Source organism: Actinoalloteichus sp. GBA129-24, assembly GCF_001941645.1.
Lineage (GTDB): Bacteria > Actinomycetota > Actinomycetes > Mycobacteriales > Pseudonocardiaceae > Actinoalloteichus_A > Actinoalloteichus_A fjordicus.
On the sequence record NZ_CP016077.1, the window covers coordinates 3,932,746 to 3,949,621 of the forward strand.

Annotated in this window: 21 protein-coding genes and 1 pseudogene; 14 read left to right on the forward strand and 8 right to left on the reverse strand. The window is 68.9% G+C overall.

Annotated elements, in window-relative coordinates; translation table 11 throughout:
• Nucleotides 1–81 precede the first annotated feature (81 nt).
• Nucleotides 82–438: a hypothetical protein gene (locus tag UA75_RS17230; protein ID WP_157434256.1), complete on the reverse strand. Its 357-nt coding sequence runs from the start codon at nucleotides 436–438 to the stop codon at nucleotides 82–84.
• A gap of 256 nt (nucleotides 439–694) precedes the next feature.
• On the opposite strand from UA75_RS17230, the gene UA75_RS17235 reads away from it, so the two are divergent.
• Nucleotides 695–1,135 (forward strand): MarR family winged helix-turn-helix transcriptional regulator, encoded by a 441-nt coding sequence (locus tag UA75_RS17235; RefSeq protein ID WP_232237291.1) that lies wholly within the window; start codon nucleotides 695–697, stop codon nucleotides 1,133–1,135.
• A gap of 191 nt (nucleotides 1,136–1,326) precedes the next feature.
• Nucleotides 1,327–1,431, forward strand: a pseudogene (locus tag UA75_RS35185) (MerR family transcriptional regulator); the annotation flags it as partial.
• On the opposite strand, the gene UA75_RS34625 reads toward UA75_RS35185, so the two are convergent.
• Nucleotides 1,431–1,982 (reverse strand): hypothetical protein, encoded by a 552-nt coding sequence (locus UA75_RS34625; protein ID WP_232237292.1) that lies wholly within the window; start codon nucleotides 1,980–1,982, stop codon nucleotides 1,431–1,433. The pseudogene UA75_RS35185 and the gene UA75_RS34625 overlap by 1 nt on opposite strands.
• Between UA75_RS34625 and UA75_RS34630 the strand changes: the two genes are divergently transcribed.
• Nucleotides 1,975–2,199, forward strand: coding sequence for a hypothetical protein (locus tag UA75_RS34630; protein WP_232237293.1), 225 nt, complete (start codon nucleotides 1,975–1,977; stop codon nucleotides 2,197–2,199). The two genes, UA75_RS34625 and UA75_RS34630, sit on opposite strands and share 8 nt — an antisense overlap.
• Nucleotides 2,200–2,310: 111 nt before the next feature.
• Nucleotides 2,311–2,649: a hypothetical protein gene (locus UA75_RS17250; protein WP_318533255.1), complete on the forward strand. Its 339-nt coding sequence runs from the start codon at nucleotides 2,311–2,313 to the stop codon at nucleotides 2,647–2,649.
• 238 nt (nucleotides 2,650–2,887) lie between these two features.
• Here the strand turns inward: UA75_RS17250 and UA75_RS17255 are convergent, their stop codons facing one another.
• From UA75_RS17255 to UA75_RS17265, 3 genes are all read right to left on the reverse strand, one after another.
• Nucleotides 2,888–3,313: a DUF5980 family protein gene (locus UA75_RS17255; protein WP_075741115.1), complete on the reverse strand. Its 426-nt coding sequence runs from the start codon at nucleotides 3,311–3,313 to the stop codon at nucleotides 2,888–2,890.
• A 256-nt stretch (nucleotides 3,314–3,569) separates the two neighbouring features.
• Nucleotides 3,570–4,358 carry an SDR family NAD(P)-dependent oxidoreductase gene (locus UA75_RS17260; RefSeq protein WP_075741116.1) on the reverse strand — a complete coding sequence of 263 codons (789 nt, stop codon included), beginning with the start codon at nucleotides 4,356–4,358 and terminating at the stop codon, nucleotides 3,570–3,572.
• Entirely contained in the window at nucleotides 4,355–5,701 is a 1,347-nt protein-coding gene (locus UA75_RS17265; protein WP_198042745.1) for a flavin-containing monooxygenase, read from the reverse strand. The genes UA75_RS17260 and UA75_RS17265 overlap by 4 nt, the downstream gene beginning before the upstream one ends.
• Before the next feature lie 110 nt (nucleotides 5,702–5,811).
• Between UA75_RS17265 and UA75_RS17270 the strand changes: the two genes are divergently transcribed.
• Nucleotides 5,812–6,876, forward strand: coding sequence for an AraC family transcriptional regulator (locus UA75_RS17270; RefSeq protein ID WP_075741117.1), 1,065 nt, complete (start codon nucleotides 5,812–5,814; stop codon nucleotides 6,874–6,876).
• Nucleotides 6,877–7,320: 444 nt separating this feature from the next.
• Here the strand turns inward: UA75_RS17270 and UA75_RS17275 are convergent, their stop codons facing one another.
• Nucleotides 7,321–7,671 carry a hypothetical protein gene (locus UA75_RS17275; RefSeq protein ID WP_075741118.1) on the reverse strand — a complete coding sequence of 117 codons (351 nt, stop codon included), beginning with the start codon at nucleotides 7,669–7,671 and terminating at the stop codon, nucleotides 7,321–7,323.
• A gap of 524 nt (nucleotides 7,672–8,195) precedes the next feature.
• Between UA75_RS17275 and UA75_RS17280 the strand changes: the two genes are divergently transcribed.
• Genes UA75_RS17280 through UA75_RS17300 form a run of 5 tightly spaced genes read left to right on the forward strand, consistent with a single transcriptional unit; the run spans nucleotide 8,196 to nucleotide 10,766 of the window.
• Nucleotides 8,196–8,648, forward strand: coding sequence for a YbaB/EbfC family nucleoid-associated protein (locus UA75_RS17280; RefSeq protein ID WP_075741119.1), 453 nt, complete (start codon nucleotides 8,196–8,198; stop codon nucleotides 8,646–8,648).
• A 2-nt stretch (nucleotides 8,649–8,650) separates the two neighbouring features.
• The gene (locus UA75_RS17285; RefSeq protein ID WP_075741120.1) at nucleotides 8,651–8,971 is read left to right on the forward strand and encodes a type VII secretion target; all 321 of its coding nucleotides are present in this window, start codon (nucleotides 8,651–8,653) and stop codon (nucleotides 8,969–8,971) included.
• Nucleotides 8,968–9,669, forward strand: coding sequence for a hypothetical protein (locus tag UA75_RS17290; protein ID WP_075741121.1), 702 nt, complete (start codon nucleotides 8,968–8,970; stop codon nucleotides 9,667–9,669). The genes UA75_RS17285 and UA75_RS17290 overlap by 4 nt, the downstream gene beginning before the upstream one ends.
• Before the next feature lie 6 nt (nucleotides 9,670–9,675).
• On the forward strand, nucleotides 9,676–10,434 hold the full coding sequence (locus UA75_RS17295; protein ID WP_075741122.1) for an EndoU domain-containing protein: 759 nt from the start codon (nucleotides 9,676–9,678) through the stop codon (nucleotides 10,432–10,434).
• A gap of 26 nt (nucleotides 10,435–10,460) precedes the next feature.
• Complete coding sequence (locus UA75_RS17300) at nucleotides 10,461–10,766, forward strand: hypothetical protein (RefSeq protein ID WP_075741123.1); 306 nt, start codon at nucleotides 10,461–10,463, stop codon at nucleotides 10,764–10,766.
• A 137-nt stretch (nucleotides 10,767–10,903) separates the two neighbouring features.
• On the opposite strand, the gene UA75_RS17305 is transcribed toward UA75_RS17300, so the two are convergent.
• Both UA75_RS17305 and UA75_RS17310 read right to left on the reverse strand, forming a co-directional pair.
• Nucleotides 10,904–12,448, reverse strand: coding sequence for a DHA2 family efflux MFS transporter permease subunit (locus UA75_RS17305; protein ID WP_232237294.1), 1,545 nt, complete (start codon nucleotides 12,446–12,448; stop codon nucleotides 10,904–10,906).
• Nucleotides 12,449–12,614: 166 nt separating this feature from the next.
• Nucleotides 12,615–13,619, reverse strand: a complete 1,005-nt coding sequence (locus UA75_RS17310) for an NAD(P)/FAD-dependent oxidoreductase (protein WP_075741125.1) — start codon at nucleotides 13,617–13,619, stop codon at nucleotides 12,615–12,617.
• Nucleotides 13,620–13,719: 100 nt separating this feature from the next.
• Between UA75_RS17310 and UA75_RS17315 the strand changes: the two genes are divergently transcribed.
• The 4 genes from UA75_RS17315 to UA75_RS17330 all read left to right on the forward strand — a co-directional run bounded on the left by UA75_RS17315 (nucleotide 13,720) and on the right by UA75_RS17330 (nucleotide 16,784).
• Complete coding sequence (locus tag UA75_RS17315; RefSeq protein WP_198042746.1) at nucleotides 13,720–14,307, forward strand: helix-turn-helix domain-containing protein; 588 nt, start codon at nucleotides 13,720–13,722, stop codon at nucleotides 14,305–14,307.
• A gap of 119 nt (nucleotides 14,308–14,426) precedes the next feature.
• Nucleotides 14,427–15,299 carry a class I SAM-dependent methyltransferase gene (locus UA75_RS17320; RefSeq protein WP_075741126.1) on the forward strand — a complete coding sequence of 291 codons (873 nt, stop codon included), beginning with the start codon at nucleotides 14,427–14,429 and terminating at the stop codon, nucleotides 15,297–15,299.
• Nucleotides 15,300–15,520: 221 nt separating this feature from the next.
• Nucleotides 15,521–16,363 (forward strand): DUF1684 domain-containing protein, encoded by an 843-nt coding sequence (locus tag UA75_RS17325; RefSeq protein WP_075741127.1) that lies wholly within the window; start codon nucleotides 15,521–15,523, stop codon nucleotides 16,361–16,363.
• Nucleotides 16,364–16,415: 52 nt separating this feature from the next.
• On the forward strand, nucleotides 16,416–16,784 hold the full coding sequence (locus UA75_RS17330; RefSeq protein ID WP_075741128.1) for a nuclear transport factor 2 family protein: 369 nt from the start codon (nucleotides 16,416–16,418) through the stop codon (nucleotides 16,782–16,784).
• Nucleotides 16,785–16,876 lie beyond the last annotated feature (92 nt).

A 16,876-nucleotide genomic window follows, 5' to 3' on the forward strand; every position in this document is an offset into this window, starting at 1 on the left:
AGTCATCGAGTGCCCATCAGAACCGGCCGCGATGTCGAGAGCGACGCCTCAGCTGGATCCTCGACCGAGTGGGAACGGTCCCTACTGCCATAGAACGGCGACCAACACGTTCACAATCGCCAGTCCGCCTGCGGTATGGAACAGCGGCTTGACCTTGCCTTCGCGGCGCTGTGCGCGGTTGGCGAGAACGGCGGCGATGAGTACCGCCAGCGCGATGAGGAGCTTCGCAGCGATCTTGACGTGATTGACCCCGCCATCTGATACCTGAAGCACGCCGACCAGGGCGAGACCGCTGGCCATCTGGACGGCAGCTCCGCCGAGCATGACGCCGGTGGCGAAGTTCGCCTGCGCACGCATCTGCACGAAGAACGTGCCTACGATCGCGGCCATGCCGAGTAGGTGAGTGGCCAGGAGGCACAAGTGGATGATGTCCAACACGGTCACAGGGTTCCGATCCGTTCGCAGCGTCAGAATGGGAGCAGTCAGGGGATCCGACGGGCCCGTCGGCCCGCGAGGCGTGGGCGGTGGGCCGGATGTCGACGACGGCAGCGCACCGGGCGACACAGGGGCAACAGACTCTCATCGCCCACACCCAACCTTCAGCCAGCCTGAAGGCTAGCAGAGCCACCTTACGGGACGACCATGGACTGACCCAGCGGGTGCGACCGGGGCTCCCCGTGGGGAAAATGGCGGGGTGGCAGACGAAGATGAGTGCATGGACGCGCCGACGATCAGTCCGTCGATTGTGCTGCTCAGTTTGGCCCGCCGCATCGAGATCGAGCTGGCCGAGGCTCTTGCGGACCTCGGATTGACGGTGAGCCGCTTCGGGCTGCTCGGGCATATCACCGGCGTGCCGGGAGTCTCCTTCAGCGATTTGGCCCGCATGTCTGGGATCACCGTCCAGAGCGTCCATGCGGCAGTGAAATCACTCGCGGCCGCCGGCCTCGTACGCGACAACACCGCTCGGGCGGGTGCCGCCTCCGCGATCGAGCTCACCGAAGAAGGGCGCCGCATCATGGATGCGGCGATGAGGAGCGTCAGTAAGGTCGATGAGCGACTCTTCGGCACCGACGCCGACCCGAGCCAGCAGCAGATCGGCGCGACCGTGCACGCGACCTTCGGAGCCGGCCGCTAGTCCGTGTTCCAGGTTCGGATTCCTGTGCGCGCCCTGAACGATGCTGATCAAGATGTGGGGCGAGGCGATCTCTCTGATGCGCAGTGGTCGGTGCTGGAGCCGTTGCTGCCTGCGGTGGGTGTAAGTCGCGAGTGGCCTGGCTGTCGGCGGCTGGTAGACGGGGTGCGGTGGCGAGTTCGGACCGGAGTTCCGTGGCGGGATCTGCCTTTGCCGGCACCACGCCACGGGCGATTCGCCATTACCACGAGATCGGCCTGCTCCCCGAGCCTGAGCGGGGCGGTAATGATCGCCGCCGCTACGGGTACGAGGACATGATCCGCCTGCTGTGGATTCGCAAGATGGCCGACGCCGGGATCGCCTGGACGACATCCGTGATGCCTTCACCACCGGCATGGCTTCCGCCGGTGCGGACGGCAGAGACGGTATCGCGGGCATCCTGGAGCGGTTGGAGGAAACCCTCGCCGAGCAGGAGGCGGAACTGCGGCGGCAACGAACCGCCGTGCAGCGGATGCGCACCGAAGGCAGCCGGATGGGCCTGCTCACCGACTTCGTCACCGAACGCCTCAAGAGCCTGCCCGAAAGCTCCCTGCGTCAGGCGGACCTGGACACTCTGCTGGTCACGGAGCGGATCTTCGGCCCGCTCGGCGCGGCCGTCCAGGCCACCCGCTTCATCGTCCTGGCCACGCACCCCACTCTGCGGGAGGATTCCGACCGCATCGACGACGTCGAGGAGGCACTCGATGACAGCGTCGCCGTCGATGATCCACGGGTGGCTCACGTGGCCGTCGAGCGGCACGCCTTCGAAAAGCGCCCTGCATGCCGTCATCGAGGAGTCCGGCTTGGACAAGGACGACGATGCCCTCTTCGACGCCTGGGACGCTCTGCACCCTGCTACCGCCGATGACGGCGAGGACGAGGCCGACCTCGGCGCTGGCAGGCGGGAGGCGAACTCCATGAGCGCGTTCGAAGCCATCGGCAAGATGCCCTACGACTTCTCCCCAGCCCGCCTGCGCTGTATGGAACTGGCCGTAGAGCTATCCGCCCAAGACTCACCCGCTACCTGAAACACGGCCTAGTCACGTCCCGAAGTGCCGCGACCTGACGGGATCGGTGCGGCCGGGATTGGTGGAGTCGGTGACATCGAGCACCGCGATCATCCGATGGTGCCCTGATGGATGAGTCTTCAGCACCGCCGCTGTGTGGAGGTCGCCCGCACAGGCTCGACGCAAAGGGGCACCGCGTGGAGTGTGCAGGATGCGGACCACACACTCCTCGGTATTCGCTTCGTCGGTACCGACCACGTCTTCCGGCTGAACGGGACCCGGGTGGAGGCCTTCTCCGGCGTAGCCGACGACCTGTACGGCCTCCTCACTCGCGGACAAGTGAACCAGTATCGTCGCGAGATCTACCAGCGCCGCTCCACCTGGCCCGGCAAGTCCGCAGACCGCTCGTGGGGTGGGCCGGTGTCGGTTCACCCGGATGGAACCGTGCTCGCCATGCGCTTACTCCGCTGACATGACGATTCGGCATGAGGCCGCCTGCCCGAGACGCAGGCGAGCGTGTCCGTGATCACTTCCCTTTCCAGGTTTGAGTTGGTCAGCGAAGGCCTGGGCATGGTGGCGGTGTCGTATCGGTGGTGCCGTCAGCGGCTGACGGGCCGCACTTCAGCAGCGGAGTGGACTTCCTCCACGGCCTCATCCCGGAAGGAAGTCCACTCCTGGAGCGCGCCTCGGTCGGATCGGCGGCCCGGTGTCAGGGGCAGCGCTCCTGGTAGTTGAGCCGCACTGGTGCGGTCTGAGTCACGGTGCCGTCGTCGGCCCACACCTCGGCGTGGTAGACGCCGACGGGAGCGGGCGCAAGCGAGAGCTCGGCGAAGTACCTGATCCCCGGGCCAGGGTGCGATCCGGGCGCGATGGTTCCCTCCGGGCTGGTCGAGCCGGCAGGCATGTTCCGCACCCCGATGATGATCGGGGTGGACCACTCTCCGAATATGGGCGCCCAGACGTAAGTGTCCCGCCACCCTCGCTCGGCCACGACGCACAACCGCTGCTCGAAGTCGTCCAGATACCACGTTCCCGACTCCGTCGTCCCTCCCGAGCTCGCGGCGGCGGGTGCACCCGCCAGCAGCATCCCGACCAGGCCGACCGCCACACCCATGACATCGAGCCTTGTTCTCATTTCGCATCTCCTGGGCTCGAACGGCGTCGTCGGGAACGACGCTACGAACCGGCGACACCGGTGTCAGCCTCCCGTGCACCCGATTCGCCTTCTCGGAGCAGTAACTGCTTGTCAAGCATCGATGCTCCGACAACTGTCACGGCCCCGCGCCGTGCGGCCGACGACTCGAGACGGGCCATCAGGTCATCGACGATGGAGCCCGCAGCCGGTGTTCCTTCTCCTCGGCACCGACGCCCCACCGCGCCCCGACCGATCATCAGAGGCCGTGCCTGCGCCGGTATCTCCGCAGTCCCGGCTGTGCCAGGCGTTCGAGCAGGGGGCGGAGGCGCGGCAGCAGACCCGGCGTCAGGCCGACGGTCTTGAGCAGCCATCCGTCGTATCGGGGCAGGTAGGTCTCGAGCCGGGGGCGGTCGAGATTGGCCACGACGGCCGCGGCGACGGTGTCCGCGCTCATCGGGTCGCCGAGGAAGTTGAGTGCGGACCCGCCGTCGGTGACCTCGTGCCGCAGCATCGCGGTGTCCGCCGAGGCGGGATGCACCATGCCGACGCGCACCCCGGTCTCGCGTTCGAGCATCGCCAGAGCGAGCATGAAGGCTCGTAGTCCCGCCTTCGAGGCGCTGTAGCCCGCGCTCTCCGCCAGCGGTAGCAGCGCGCCCATCGACACGACGGACACGATGTGGCCTCGGGCGGCCCGCAATGCGGGGTACAGCGCGCGGCTGAGCTGCATGGGTGCCTGGAGGTTGACCGACTGTTCGCGACGGCTCTCCGCGACGGTGACCTCCTCGAACGGCCTGGTCACCACGATGCCCGCGTTGTTGACGAGCAGATCGCACCGCGCGCCCCGTGCCGCGATCTCGGCCACGACGGCCGGATGGAAGTCGGGGGCCGTGAGGTCGATCGCGAGCCGGGTCACCGGCTCCGGGAGTCGGTCCAGCCCCTCGGTGTCCAGGTCCACGGCGATGACATGGAAGCCGCGTAGGTTCAGTCTCCTGCAGACGGCGGTGCCGATGGCGCCTGCCGCTCCGGTGACGACCGCCGTCTTCATCCTCGCACCCCCTGCGGCGCCGCAGGCCGGTCGAACATGCCCGAGGTCAGGTCAGTCCAGCCGACGCGGTCGCGCACCTCGGCCAGATGTCGACGGTAGGCGTGCGCGTCCACATAGGAGCGATGTCGTGGCGAGTTCACGAACCGGATGCCGCCGCTGAGGTCCGGGCGGTCGGCGGCGATCATCCGGTCGAACCGCTCGGCGCGGTCGGGCGCGTGGGCCTGGTCGTGCAGATACTGGGCGATGATGTTGCTGATGTGGTCGAAGACGGTGTACGCGCTGGAGTTGATCTCGATGTAGCCGAGCCCGAACAGGTTGTGGTGTCGCCGGTTGAACGCCGTCAGGTAGAGGTCCGGCCTGCCGTCCCGCCAGTCGAAGTACTTCTCCGCGTAGGGGATGTTCCAGTCGTAGCCGGTGGCGTACAGCACGAGGTCGATCTCCTCGGTGCTGCCGTCGGCGAACCGGACCCGAGAGCCTGCCAGCCGGGCGACGTCGGGACGGATCGCGACGTCGCCGTGTTGCAGGTGGTGGATGAGCTGACTGTTGAGCAGCGGATGCGTCTCGAACAACTGGTGATCCGGTTTCGGCAGCCCGTACCTGGTGAGATCGCCCTGGATCAGACGCAGCAGCGCCCGGAACAGCCGCTGCTCGATTCGCGGCGGCAGCCTCGGACCGCGTTCGCTGAACTCGTCGCTCGGAATGCCGAAGACATGCTTCGGGATCACGTGGTAGCCCCGCCGGACGCTGACGAAAGCGGCGGCGGCATGGGCCGCGGCATCGCAGGCGATGTCGGCGCCGGAATTGCCAAGACCGACCACCAGGACGCGCCTGCCCCGGAACTCCAGCGGGTCACGATAGGTCGAGGAATGCCGGATCTCCCCGGCGAACTCGCCGGCAGGCGCAGGCATGCGCGGCGCCCATGTGGTTCCCGTCGCGCACACTACCGCGCGATAGTCCTGGCGGGAGCCGTCGTCGAGGGTCACCCGCCAGGCGTCGTCGACGCGCTCGACCGCGTCGACGACCGTGCGGAACCGGATCGACTCGAGTAGACCGTGGGTGGTCGCGAAATCCCGCGTGTACCGGAGGATCAGCCGGTTGCTCGGGTAGTCGGGGAACGAGTCGGGCATCGGGAAGTCGAAGAAGCCGGAGGTCTTCCGTGAGGAGATGAAATGCGCGGACTCGTACATCGGTGTTCCGGGATTGTCCAGATCCCAGATGCCGCCGACGTCGGAATGCCGTTCGTACTGGTCGTAGGGAATACCGAGCCGCCGAAAGGCCCTGGCCGCCGACAAGCCGGCTGGCCCGGCACCGATGATGCACACCCGCCCGCGATCCGCCGTCATGGTTCCTCCCGCCGTGGACGTGACATCAGCCCAGTGAAACGGTCTCGACCACGATTCCGACAGGGCGGATTCGGCTAACATGGGGGGCAGACCGGACCAGGAGGTGCCGGGTGGCCGAACGAAGAGTTCCGAGCCTGACCCAGGCCGTCATCCCGCCGTCCGTGTTGTCCGGCACCGTCGAGGTCGGCAGGCGCGAGGGCCGCCCGATCGTCCCCTGGTTCGCAGGCACCGGACTGGATCCGACCGACCTCGTCACCTCGGGCTCGGTCCGGGTGTCCTACCGCCAGGCCGCCGTCGTGCTGCGCCGCGCGGTACACGCGATGCCAGGCAGGCCGCTCGGCATGCGGGTCGGCTGCCGGGACACGCTGCTGTCGTTCGGCATGCTCGGCATCGCGATGCGATCGTGCGCCACCGCGGCGGACGCCCTGACCCTCGCCCGCGAACTGCATCAGGCCGCGGGCAGCCTGATGGACCTGGACGTCGAGACCTTCGGCGACGAGATGGCGCTGCGGCTGCACGAACTACGCCCCGACCCCGAACTGGTCGCCTTCCTCTGTGAGGAGGCGCTGTGCAGCACCCTGGTCGTCATCCGTGCGATGCTCGGCGCGGCCTGGTCTCCCACCCGAGTCGAACTCGCCTATCCGGCCCCGCAGTACGTCCAGGAGTATCACCGCCTCTTCCGATGCCCGCTGCGATTCGACGCCGAGGCCAACCGCCTGGTCTTCCCCACCGAGGTGTTGGCACGCCCGCTCCCCACCCACCACGAACCGACCCGCGCGGTCGCCGTGGAGACCTGCCGCCGCCTGCTCGACCTCGACGACAGCCGCCCGGACGTCGTCGCCTCGGTCGAGAGCCTGCTCAGGCGGAATCTCCGGTCTCGCCTCACCATGACCGAGACCGCACGGCACCTGCGGATCACCGAGCGAACCCTGCGTCGCCGACTCACCGCCGCAGGCGAGCATTTCAGCACCATCCGCGACCGCGTGCGCAGACACCGTGCGATCACCCTGCTCCGCGATTCCACGCTCACGATCGAAGCCGTCGCGCACGAGATCGGTTTCAGCGACGCCCGCGAGTTCCGCCGCGCCTACCTCCGCTGGACCGGAGAAACACCCAGCACGACCCGCCGTCGGCAGGGCCAAGCCCACCAGGCTGAGGCTGCCGAGCTCGACTAACCGCGCCCCAGCGGGTCCGCGACGATGTCGAATGCGCGACCTCGGTCACGAATTCCGTTGCCGCAGCAGTCCTCGCGGAAAGACACGAAAGCAGTTCACCAGGGCCGGGATTGACCACGGCCCCTCGGGCGGGCCTACTTCTGAGGCGGCGACCTCGAGTCCCTGCGCCGTCAGATGGGAAGGTCGGCCGCCGCGACCGGCAGACCGAAGATCCCTTGCGAGGCTCCTGATCGACTGCCCTCGCGGACGAAATCCTGAAACCGTATGACGTCGACCCGGTCGCGCGGCGTGTGCAGCGCGTGGCCGGTGCTTACCCGCTCCCGCCGGACGCGATGGGGCGCCGTCCGGGCCTGCAGTGCACGTCGTCTTCGGCGACGCCGGGCGGACGGGGATCAGCCCATCCGGGAGCGAGAAGCCTGCCAGGGGAACCCGATCAGCCGTCGCTCAGTCGCGGCCCAGGGACCGGCGAATCTCGTCGAGTTTCGCCCGACCCGCCTCCTCGCGTTTCGCCCACTGCTCGTCGAGGGACTTCACATCGGGCCCCGAGCCGCCGATTCCGGCCAGTTCGATCGACCCCACGGCCGTGTTGGACCGGTTCTCGATCTTGTCCCGCACGTAGTCGAAGCTGGGAACGCCACCCTCCGAGTAGTCCGCCGGCGGCACCGCGACGGGCGGCACCGACGCGGCAGACGCAGGCGATGTGGTGGGGACCGACGCGGACGGGGAGCCGACCGCGGGTTCGCCGACGATCTCGGCGTCCACCACGTTGGGGTCGTCGCTCTGGGGCCCGCTCATCAACTGCCTCCTCCGTCGAATGTCGCTCCCCCGACCCTACTTGGCCGCGAGACCGGCAGCGCTCGATCGCTGTCGTGAGCCCGGGCGCAGCGCGCCCAGAGCCGCGACGGGCGATCGGTGCGGAGCGGGCGGCCCGGCAGGCAGCACGTGACGACGCCCGTAGCGATCTCCGATCTACCCATCGTGATCAACAGGGCGGCCGGGGCAGGCACGGTGGCCGCGTAGTACGTCGGCCCGATCGCGCGGTGTGGTGATCGGCACCGAAGCCGACGACCCGCGGAGCAGGGCCGGCCTGCGGATCGCACGTAACCGAGGTTGCGGTCACGGGCACCGGCCGGGTCTCCTCGCCCCTGCACCCGCCTCCCGACGGCGGGCACCGCTCCCGGTCTGTCGGGTTTGCCCGGTAGCAAGCCGCTCACCAGCGCAGCCGCCGGACCTATTGACTCGTTCCGCCCCCACGCAGGCATGGCGATCACTACGCTCCGCACCTGATGCGTCACTCCGCTACGTGAATCGGAGGGGACATGGACGAGAGCATCCTCGATCCCGGCGGCGCCCGTGCGCGGCTGGCCGCCTGGAAGGGCCGGATCGACAAGCTGGCCGCCGACACTCAGGCGATGAGCGACCGGTTTCAGGCGGTGCGGATCACCGCGAACGACTCGACCGGCTTGACCGAGGTCACCATCGATTCGACCGGTGCGCTGGTGGACCTCAAGTTGACCGACCGGATTCAGCGGGTGGCGCCTGCCGTCGTCGCTCAGACGATCATGGCCACGCTCGGCGAGGCACGGACCAGGCTTGCCGAGCGGTCGCAGGAGATCATCGCGGAGACGGTGGGCACCGAGTCAGCCACGGCGAGGGCCGTCTCGGACAGCGTCGGCAGGCACCTGCGCGGCGATCCCCCACCGAAACGCCCCTCGGCACCGGACGAGGACGACGGTGACTACGACACGCGGTCCTATCTCGGGGGGCGGTGAGCGTGAGCGAGGGATACGAGGTCGACGTCGAGCAGTTACGCACCCATGCGGGCAATGTGGACTCCGTCGGTGCCCGGTTCGAGGCGGTGATCTCCGCCAGTTCGCATATCGCGCAGAACGACGAGGCGTACGGGCTGCTGTGCGGATGGATCGCCGCCGTGTTGGAGGGCAGGCACACCAGACAGGACGAACTGATCGCCTATGTGGCGGAGAACCTCGCGCTCGCCGCCGAGGCCCTGCGCACCACCGCGTCCGACTACGAGGCCATGGAGGACACGGCCTCGGGGCTGATCGGCTCGGCGGGCGGTGAACTGACGCCATGACCGACGACTCGCTGATCGCCCCGGTCGAGTCCTCCCGCGAGGCGTGGACGGGATCTGGTCTCGCGGAGAGTATCGAAGGGCTGGTCGATGCGATCAAGAGCGAGGGCTGGGTCGACGACGCACTGGCGGGCACCACACTGGCCGTCGAGGCCGCGGCGACCGCGATGGACCCGATCAGCGCATTGCTGGCCAACGGGCTCGGCTGGGCGATCGAGCACTTCGAGCCGCTGCGGGAGATGCTCGACGAGCTGACGGGGATACCGGACGTGGTCGCGTCCCATGCCGCTACCTGGGACAACATGGCGTCCGAGCTGAGCGGGATGTCCACCGAACTCGGCGCTCGGCTCGACGCGGACCTCCCGGGTTGGAACGGCGACGCGGCGGACGCCTACCGGAGCATGATGTCCAACAACGTCACGGCCATCGGGGGCCTGTCCGCGATCTCGGCGGCGATGGCTGCGGCCACCGAGGGCGCGGGCGGTCTGGTGCAGTCGACCCGCGAGCTCGTCCGCGATCTGATCGCGGACCTGGTGGCCAGGGTGATCGTCTGGGCGGTCGAGGCGATCTTCGTGGTCACCATTCCGGTGATCGCGAGCCAGATCGCGGCCGCAGTAGTCAAATGGACCGGCCGCATCCTCACCTACACCCTGGGCCTGATCGACAGCCTCACCAACCTCACCAAGCTCCTCGACGGGTAGGCGGCCATGTTGAGACTGCTCGTGTTACTCCTGCTGACCGTCCGGTTCCTCTTGCACCAGAGGAGATCAGACGGCGGTGACGGCGACGGAACCTCGGACGGCGACGGAACCCGGGACCAGCACCACGGCTCGATCGATGCGGGCGCCGGGGTGAGCAGTGCGCAGGACACCACCATGGACCTCGCACAGCGAGGCCGCCGGACGGAGACCGGCCACCAGCCCACCTCCCCGGGTCAGGACGAGACCGGCACCCAGTGGGACAACACCGAAGAGGGGACAAGCCCGCCCCGCCCCGAGGACCTCTCCCTCAGCGACGAGCGCCGCAACCACATCATGGACGGCCATGGCGAGGACGACGGCGGTGGTCACTTTCCGGGTACCGGCAAGCCGGACAAGACCGAGTTCCCCGAGAGGTGGGCGCCCGAGGATGAGAACCGCCCCGGCGACCTGATCACCCAGCAGATCCTCGACATAGCCAGGAACCCGGACGAACCGCCGTTCTTGCAGGACAACGGGAACTGGAACGTTCAAGGCACCCGCGACGGCGTCACGGTCGAGATCATCGTCGATTCCGACGGCAACATCGTGACCGCGTTCCCCGAGGCAGGCGGGCACGGCGTGTTCAAGAACGACGAGAACGGCGATCCTGGGGTGTACACCGAGGACGGCACGTTGATTCAGCCGGACGAGAACGGCCGATGGTTCGGAGAAGATGAACGGGGCGACCCGATCGAATACGACGAGCACGGCAACCCGATCGATTAGGGCAGACAGAGCAAGGAGACACACTGTTGGACGTCGTCAAGCTGGGCAAGGCGCTGCGCAACCTGTTGGAGCGGCTCGACAGCCGTCTTGCGGAGCGGATCTCGCCGCGACAGCTCAGGTCCTACTGGTCCTATCTCGACGCCGGGGAGCGCACCGAACTGCTCGACGCACTGTGCGCGACGCTGGTGAAGCGACAGGTCCCGGTCACCGGGGAGGAGCGGGACATCCTCGCCGGGATCCTGGCCATGTACGACAACCCCGACGCGCGCCACACCTACGTCAAGGACCCGGAGGGGGTGCTCGCGAAGCTCAACGTCACGTCCGCGTCGTGACCACGGCGCCTAGCCCGCCGCAGCCGGTCCGCCGCGCCTGCTCACCGTCTCCGCTGGGCAGGCGCGGCGGAATCAGCGGCCGCCTCGGTTGATCGTCGGGTCTGCGGCGGGTGGAGTGCCTGCCTGCCTGCGAGGTGTCACGAGACGACGGTCTCGGGGGTCCCGGTGTCCGATCCGGCGGCGGGTGCCGAACGCCGGGGCCTGCGGGCGAGGATGTACAGGAAGAGGACTGCCATGAGGGCGACTCCCGCCCACATCGCGGTCTGCCACCCGCTGACGAAGGAGTCCTGGGCGGCTCGGACCAGTGTCTGCGCGTGGACGCCTGCGCCGTCGGCGGCTTCGAGGGCGTTGGCGATGCCTTCGCGTGCGGTGTCGGCGAGGTCCGGGGGAACGCCGTCGAGTGTGGGCGTGATGGCACTGCGGTAGGAGGCCGACAGCAGCGCTCCGAGTAGCGCGACGCCGATCGCGGTGCCGAACTCCCTGGTGACGTCGTTGAGCGCGGAGGCGACGCCTTGGCGTTCCCGAGGCAGCGCACTGGTGATGGCCTCGGTGGCGGGCGGCATCGACAGGCCCATGCCCGTTCCCATGACGATCATGCCGGGCAGGACGGTGAGGTATCCGCCGTCGACGGAGACGAGCGTGGCCAGGAGGGCCAGGCCCGCGCCTGCCAGGAAGACTCCCGTCGTCATCGTCGCGCGGGCTCCGACCCGCTCGGCCAGGCGGGGGGCGAGGCCGGAGGCGACCATCATCAACCCGGCCATGGGCAGGATCGCCGCGGTGGACAGCAGGCCCGACCAGCCGAAGACGGTCTGAAAGAACGGGTAGAGGACGACGGAGACGCCCGCCTGGACCCCGAAGACCGCCAGGAGTGCCACGGAGCCGGTTGCCAGGCCGCGCTCACGGAAGAGGCGGACGTCCAGCAGCGGAGCGCGGTGGCGCAGCTCCCAGGCCACGAAGCCGACGGTGCCGACGACACCGATGAGCAGGCTGATGACCGTGCCGGGTGCGGTCCAGCCCTTCTCTGGGCCTTCGTGGAGGAAGTAGATGAGCCCGACCACGGCGAGGAGCGACGCCAGCGAGCCGACCGTGTCGAAGGAATGCTGCGACGCCTCGCGCGAGTCGGGGACCGAGCGCCGCACCATGATGACCGCGACGAGGACGAGTGCGATGGGAAGAACGAACAGGAAGCGCCAGTTCGCCACATCGACGAGGATGGCCGACAGGAACATGCCCAGCAGACCGCCGCCGCCTGCGACGGCGGTCCATACACCGATCGCCCGGCCGCGCTCCTTCTCCGGGAAGGTCGAGGTGATGACGGCGAGCGTGACGGGCATGATCATCGCGGCCCCGATCCCGCTGAGGGAGCGTGCCACGAGCATGACCTCGGCCGACGGGGCAAGACCCGCGACCGCGTTCGCGACGCCGAAGGCGGCCAGTCCCGCGAGGAGCACGGGCCTGCGACCCCAGCGGTCGCCGACCGCGCCGAGCGGCAGCAGGAGCGCGGCCAGCGTGAGGATGTAGATGTTGATGATCCACAGGACCGTGCTCTGGGAGGCGTCGAAGTCGACGGCGAGGTCCGGCTGGGCGACGTTCAGGCCGGTCACCGAGGAGATGACGGCCATCAGCGCGACCGAGACCGCGATGAGGATCGAGCGACGCTGTCGGGCGTCTGAGACCGTCACGCCGAGGGCGCCACTCGGATCAGCAGGCCCCTTCACAGGCCGGTTCGGGTTCATGATGTCCTCTCGAGAAGGCAGGGAAGAGCCACGCCGGAGCGAGTGCGCAGGCGCGGTGCGGTGGCTGTTGACGCGTCGTGGCGCGCACGGAGTCGTCGTGCGGCGCGGATGCTCAGGCGTGCGTGGTGCCGGACTCGGCGGCGGCGAGGAGGGCCGCGTCGGTGTCGGCGGCGGCGAGGTGGGCGTTCATGTGAGCGCCTGCGAGGGCTCCGGCCGCGGCGGAGGCGCCGACCTGTGCGGTCAAGTCGGTGGCGTTGCCCGCCACCCACACGCCCGGCACCTCGGTGGTGCCTGCCATCCCGGTGACGAAGCGGCGACCCATGCCGCCCGGCAGATCCTCCATCGGCAGCCGCAGGCCGTCGAGTCCGTCCGTGCGGGCCAGCGTCGTGGTGGCGACGGCGAGCACCCGGCGCGGCACGACCTGTCCATCGGCCAGCCGCACGCCCGTGATGCCGCTCTCGCCGCTGTCGACCCCGGTCACCGGGGTGTCGACGACGCGGACGCCTCGGGCGGCGAATCGGGCGCGCGCGTCCTCGTCCAGGTCGGTTCCTCGGGTGAAGTACACCAGGTCCTCGGTCAGCTGACGGAACAACAGCGCGTGGTGGACCGAGGCCGGGCCCACGGCCAGGATGCCGATGGACTTGTCGCGGACCTCCCAGCCATGGCAGTACGGGCAGTGCACCACGCCGCGGCCCCAGTGCCGGGCCAGGCCGGGGATGTCGGGGAGCACGTCGCGTAGTCCGGTGGCGACCAGCACCCGACGCGCCGTCACCAGGCTGCCGTCGGTCAGGGTGACGGCGAAACGCGGGTCGCCGTCGGCCGAGGGCGCGGCGGGCGCGGCGGAGGTCACCTCACCGGTCGTGACCTGCCCGCCGTAGCGGCGCACCTCCTCCCGGCCGAGGCGCAACAGCTCCGCGGGCGGCGTGCCGTCCAAGCCGAGCAGGCCGTGCACGCCCTCGGCCTGCGCGTTGCGGGGAGTGCCGCTGTCGATCACGACGACCGACCGGCGGGAGCGGGCCAGCATCAGTGCGCCGTTCAAGCCTGCGGCACCACCGCCGATCACCACGGCGTCGACGGTCTCGTCTGGTAGCGGGCTCGTCCCGTTCGTCTCAGGCATGGCGGTGCCTCCGTTCTTCGGGTGGGTGGGCGGCCCTGGTCGTGGGGCGCTACGCCGCAAGAGTAGGCACAGCTTGCGGATTGGGCATAAGATCGTGCCTATGACGCAAGATGATGGCGAGTTGGACAGCCTGGTACGCAAACGCATTCGCGCCCTGCGCGTGGCGCAGGGCTGGTCGCTGGAGGAACTGGCCACCCGTGCTCGGCTGAGTCCGTCGTCGCTCAGCCGGATCGAGAACGGCCAGCGCCGCCTCGCCCTGGACCAGCTCGTGACCCTCGCCCGAGCCCTGGACACCTCTCTCGATCAGCTGGTCGAGACGGACACCGACGACGTGATCTCCAATCCGATGATCGACGGCGCCCATAGCGTGATGCGGTGGCCGATCAAGGCAGATCCCGGGATGACGGTCATGCGTCAGCGCATGACCGATCCGCCGCCGGACAGTCCCGCCCGCCTGCGCGCGCACCCGGGCCGCGAGTGGCTCGTCGTGCTCTCCGGCACCGCCGTCCTCCTGCTGGGCAACCGACGCTTCCGCGTGGAGGCCAACCAGGCCGCCGAGTTTCCCACCATGCTCCCGCACGCGATCGGCACCGCGGGCGGACCGTGCGAGATCCTGGGCATCTTCGACCGCGAGGCCCGCCGCGGGCACAACACCGAGAAGGCTCGACCGGAGACGGAGCCGTCATGATGATCGGCCGACGCTCGTTCCTGGCCGTCACTTGCGTGGTGAGCTGCCCTAACACCGATCGCCTTGCTCTCTAAGCAAGAAGTCATGCATCTGACGCACAATCGCCTTACCGTGGCGTCATGAAGCCCACTGCGCAGGACCCTGGCGGGTCACACGGTCACGGACACGGCCACGGACACCGGAGCGACGTGCACGGCCAGACTGAGATCCTCGATCTCGATGCGGAGGTCCTCGCCGAGCACACCGCGTCGATCACCGCGTGGCTGCCCGTCGAGGCGAGTCCCCGTCAGATCGTGGACCTGGGCTGCGGGACCGGCGCAGGCACCGCCGCCCTGCTCGCCCGCTTTCCCGATGCACACGTCACCGCCGTCGACTCGTCGGTCGACCACCTGCAGCGCCTGCAGGAGAAGGCCTGCAAGCAAGGGGTGGCCGACCGCGTGCGCACCGTCCAGACCGACCTCGACTCGACATGGCCGGAACTCGGCAGGCCCGAGCTGGTGTGGGCGTCGGCTTCGCTGCACCACCTGGCCGATCCCGACCGCACCCTGCGTCAGGTGCGTGACACGCTTGCGCCCGGCGGGCTGTTCGTCGTCGTCGAGCTCGCAGGCTTCCCTCGGTTCCTGCCCGACGATGCTCCCGAGCATCGTCCCGGCCTGGAGGCACGCTGCCACGCCGCAAGCGACCGCCGCCACGCCGAGCACCTGCCCCACCGAGGCGCCGACTGGGGCCACAAGCTGACCGCCGCCGGCTTCACCCTCGTCGGCGAACGCACCATCACCGTCGACGTCGAGCGCTCCCGTTCCGAGGCGGTCGCCCGCTACGCGCTCACCGGCCTGCGACGCATGCGCGACGCCGTCGCCGATGTGCTCTCGGCCGACGACCTCACCGCGCTGGACCAGCTGCTCGACACCGACGGCCCCCACAGCATCCTGCGCCGCGACGATCTCGCGGTCCGCACCGAACGCGTCGTGTGGGCCGCACGCCGCACCTGAACACCACGCTCCAGGTCACACCACGACATCGTCGCGTTTGCCCGACCGGCAGCGCCAGGCCCGACTCCTTGCTTCATAAGCAATCCCTTGTGCTTTTAGCGCATGGAAGTCGTACGTTGATCTCAGGCGCACCGGTCCGACACGCGGGCGCCCCGCCGGTCACGTGACCTCCCGACGCGGGGCAGCACCACGACGCCGACAGAGGAGAAAGGACGACACCTGTGACGAATACAGATCACGTTCCCGCGCACCAGCGGACAGCGAACGACGCAGCCGACAGCGGGCCCGCCGACTACGAGGCGTGGCGCGAGGCCAGGTGGGACGAGATCGCAGGCCCGAACGGCAAGGCGAGGGTCGTCGCCAACGGCAGGGTGACCGGCCGCGACGCCCACATCATTGCGGGCGTTCCCGGGCAGTGGAGCACCACCGAGAATGGCGCCTTGACGGTGTCGGTCGCTGCCGAGGACAGCGTGACCGTCAACGGCGAAGCGGTGACCGGAACAGCCGAGGTGCCGTCCGGCAGCTCACTCGGGTTCTCCGGGGGGCGCGTGGGCTTCGCGGGCGGCGCGGACGGCGCCTACGGCCTGGTCGTCATGGACCACGAGGCTCTCGCCCGATCGGGACTCAGCGGGATCGACACCTACCCCTACGACCCCGCCTGGGTCTTCGAAGGGGAATATCGAGCGGCTCCCGAGGGCCGCCGCATCGACGTGGAACGCCTGACGACTCCCCGCAGCACGGAGGCCATCCTGGCGCCCGTCGACCTCGTCGTCACCGTCAAGGGCACGGAACACGTGCTGTCCGTGCTCGAGGACATGCCGGGCCAGCGACTCGTGGTCTTCACCGACGAGACCAACGGAACCGAGACACCCGACATCGGCCGCTGGCTGGTCCTGCCCCTCCTGGAGCCCGGCAGCACCCTGACGGTCGACTTCAACCAGGCCACGCTCTCCCACCACCACCTGGTCCCCGCCGTCTTCACCTGCCCGCTCTCGCCTCCCGGCAATCACGTGCCCATGCGAGTCGAGGCAGGAGAACGCGCTCTCGTCTACGCCGACGACTGAAGCGCCCCGCAGTTCCCGACAGAGCACCTCCCGTACAGAAGGAAGCGACACCATGAGCCAGGACCTCAAAGACAAGGCGATCGCCTACCTCCGCCACCTGGAGAACAGGGAATGGGCCGAGGCGCAGGCGATGTGCACCGAGGAGACCACCGTCTGGCACAACGACGGCAAGGGCGATTCGACGATCCAGGAGAACATCGCGGGCATGGCGGCCCAGATCGAGCCCATCGAGTCGATGCGCTACGACATCACCCGGCAGTTCTCCCAGCCGGACGAGGTCCTCCAGCAGCACGTCGTGAACGTGGTCATGAAGGCAGGAGCCCGATTCCGGGTCGACGCCGCCGTGTACTTCCGCTTCGAAGGCGGCCGCATCACTCGCATTGAGGAATACGCAGGCCTGCCGGGCGAGGACGCCGCCTGATCGAGCGGCATCCCCCTGGGCGTCACGGTCGCGCCGGGTCGCACCAGCTGGTTCGAGCTGGTGCGACCCGGCCGCTCCCGACCGACTCCGCT